This is a genomic window from Pseudoalteromonas sp. NBT06-2 (assembly GCF_002276045.1).
Lineage (GTDB): Bacteria > Pseudomonadota > Gammaproteobacteria > Enterobacterales > Alteromonadaceae > Pseudoalteromonas.
Genome location: NZ_NQMR01000189.1, coordinates 1 through 2,894 on the forward strand (window position 1 = coordinate 1; position 2,894 = coordinate 2,894).

5 protein-coding genes are annotated in these 2,894 nt (G+C 32.5%); 4 read left to right on the top strand and 1 reads right to left on the bottom strand.

Annotation, left to right across the window (positions count from 1 at the left end):
- Positions 1–35: 35 nt before the first annotated feature.
- Positions 36–806 (bottom strand): XRE family transcriptional regulator, encoded by a 771-nt coding sequence (locus CJF42_RS23350; protein ID WP_252097717.1) that lies wholly within the window; start codon positions 804–806, stop codon positions 36–38.
- A gap of 628 nt (positions 807–1,434) precedes the next feature.
- On the opposite strand from CJF42_RS23350, the gene CJF42_RS23355 reads away from it, so the two are divergent.
- The 4 genes from CJF42_RS23355 to CJF42_RS23370 all read left to right on the top strand — a co-directional run.
- Complete coding sequence (locus tag CJF42_RS23355) at positions 1,435–1,707, top strand: helix-turn-helix domain-containing protein (RefSeq protein ID WP_095368958.1); 273 nt, start codon at positions 1,435–1,437, stop codon at positions 1,705–1,707.
- Complete coding sequence (locus tag CJF42_RS23360; RefSeq protein ID WP_095368959.1) at positions 1,685–2,035, top strand: hypothetical protein; 351 nt, start codon at positions 1,685–1,687, stop codon at positions 2,033–2,035. Before CJF42_RS23355 ends, CJF42_RS23360 begins: the two co-directional genes overlap by 23 nt.
- Before the next feature lie 201 nt (positions 2,036–2,236).
- On the top strand, positions 2,237–2,656 hold the full coding sequence (locus CJF42_RS23365) for a glycoside hydrolase family protein (protein ID WP_095368960.1): 420 nt from the start codon (positions 2,237–2,239) through the stop codon (positions 2,654–2,656).
- On the top strand, positions 2,656–2,894 hold a 239-nt coding region (locus CJF42_RS23370), incomplete at its 3' end, for a 3TM-type holin (RefSeq protein WP_215534223.1). The genes CJF42_RS23365 and CJF42_RS23370, both read left to right, overlap by 1 nt.

The following is a 2,894-nucleotide window of genomic DNA, read 5'->3' on the forward strand; positions in this document are numbered from 1 at the left end:
TATTATCTTCAATTAATGCCTTAACTAAATCCAGTTTAATCTAAGTCTTTGCCTATCCATACGACTTTGCCAATAATTTCTAGTTGTTCAAGTTCATTAGGTTTTAATAATTGATCTATATACTCTTTATTATCACTTATGAGTCTGACAGAGCCATCTATATATTGTTGCAAACGTTTAGCATAGAGTTCTTCTCCTATTCTAATGACGTAAATTAAGCCTTCACTGAGTTTTTTGTCTGATAGGTCAACCAAAATTGTATTATTATTATGAATAGTAGGTTCCATCGAGTCACCTTTTGCAAATACAACTGCTAATTGGTTACTTGATAAGTTCTTGTAGTCTAACCATTTTTTTCTAAATGCTAAATGTCGTTTTATTTTCGCATCACCATTAAATGCGCCATGACCAGTACTAACAGAAATATGGTAGCCAGGTATTAAAGCAAACTCTTCATTAAATTCAGTTAATTCTACACTTGTACAATCATGTGTTTTTTGATTTTGATCTGTAAAAGCGGGTTGTTGATTAGTTTGAATACCTTTAATAAGCCATAAAAAATCAACATTTGCTTCATCTGCTATTTTTTCAATCACACTGAGCTTAGGATCTTCTCCTTTTAATATTCTACGCAGTGTACCTTCTGAAATGTCAATTTTTAACGCAAAAGACCTAATGCTATCAGGTTCAATGGATTTTTTTACGCGAAACGCAAGAGTTTCAGATTCATTATTATATATATTTTCATGCTTTATTTTTTCAGAATCAAGCTGTTCGCTATCACTTTTCTTTATTAATTTAGCCACTTAACGAATACCTTAAGTTATAAATTTCATCCATTTAATTTGTTAGCTTCAATATTATTACATAAAAGCTAATGTCAGTGCGAGATTGAATAATACTCAATCTAATGTTTTTTTAACGCATTTTTATAATTAAATATTGAAATGCGTTAATAATAGAATTATAGTGAGTTAAAAGTTACGCGGTAACTTATGATAAGTACACTTTAATTTAATAATATGCGCAATGCGTATGTTATGAATAATTATACACAACAAAATGCGTAGAATAAACAAGCAAAGAGGTAAGGAATGAGTCTATTTAACAAATATTCAAAATTCACCCAAAAAGTTAGAGCGCTCACGCTCAATGGTTCAGATGTCATGGGTTTAATTGCAGGTGCTATATGTGTAATAAATAATATTAGGTCGTTTTTTAGACTTTTTATAGGAATAAGGTCGAAATTGACCTGTTTTAATCGAAGTAAAAGTCTATTATATGTACAAGCTAAATTAAGCTCTAATTCATTGTTAATAAAGAGCTTTAGTTTTTAGTTTTAAGCTGGAAATGGCTTGGAACCACGCTTATAAAAATGCTTAAAAGGTTTTTAGCATTCAAAAATTTTCAAACGAGATATCTCAAGGATATGGAATGAACCAATTTGCAGTACCAAATGATCCAGCGCTTAATAAAAGGACACCTAAAGGGGCTGATATTTTAAAATATGCGAGAAAATTTAGAGGTTATACCCAAGCTGAATCTGCGGCTTCTTATGGTATTGAAGAACGGACATTACGTAGATGGGAAAATAATGAGTTTAACCCTAAATGGAATGATGTTATTGGACTCATTGAAGACGTATATTCACTTAAAGTTATTAAGCTGATAGAGGAGCTGAGTTGTGGAACAACAGATAACAATTAAAGAGTTGAGAAAAAATTTAAAAAACTGGGGACGATTTTGGCGAAGTAAAGAGTCAATTCAAGGATATGCGACTACTTCTATCAACGAGAGAAGTGACCAAACTTTTGCAAGTCGTAATCATTCCGGTAATATTTTTGTACCACAAATAATAGACGAATTAACAAATTTAATGACGCAACTTAGACCTGAATGCATTCGTGCATTACGTGCGCGTTATATTCATGAAGCCCCTTTAAAAGAAGCAGCAATATTACTAGGGTTTGAATCAAAACGATCGGCTGAATTTTGGTTAACAAAAGCTGAGCGCGAAATACTGAGTAGAATATAATTTTAATGAAACACGTCTTTTTTAAATTTTATTAATTCAGCCTAGTTCAGAAGTAGGGCAGAGTTGACCTCTTAATTTAAATTTTAATCATTATGATATATCTAAAGTGCGAAAGATTCTTAATTCAGATCTTTACATTTCAAACATGCTTAATTTATTTTTATAGGAACTCAACGGCTAATAACTGTGTGAGTTTTTTTTATGTCTATTCAAAATACTGTTGAACAAGTAAAAAAACACGAAGGTTTCAGACAACATCCTTATTATTGTACCGCTGAAAAACTCACAATCGGTTATGGCCGTAACTTAGATGATGCAGGGATATCAAAACAAGAAGCTGAAACATTACTGTTAAATGATCTCAACTTACGTAAAGCGGGTATTAAACGCAATATAAATACTTGTTACTGTAATGGAGCCCGTTTTGCTGTGCTGCTAAATATGGCATACAACTTAGGTTTGGAAGGATTATTCGCCTTTAAAAAAACCCTGAGTTATATAGAAAATGGAGAGTTTGAACATGCCGCAATTGAAATGCTTGAAAGTCGTTGGGCAAAACAATTACCAAAACGCGCTAAAGAACTCTCTTTGCAAATGAAAACAGGGGAGTGGCAGTCTTAATGAGTTGGTTAAGGGGGATTTTTTCGACTCAAATCACTGAACCTATCAAAGCTGTAGGGGGTATTTTAGACGAAATATTCACCAGTGACGAAGAAGAGCTTAATTTAGCACTGATCAAACAAAGGTTAAAACAACAACCCAGTTTAGTACAAGCTGAAATAAACAAAGTACAAGCTAATCATCGCAGTATATTTGTCGCTGGTGCAAGGCCCTTTTTAATGTGGGTATGTGGTTTTGG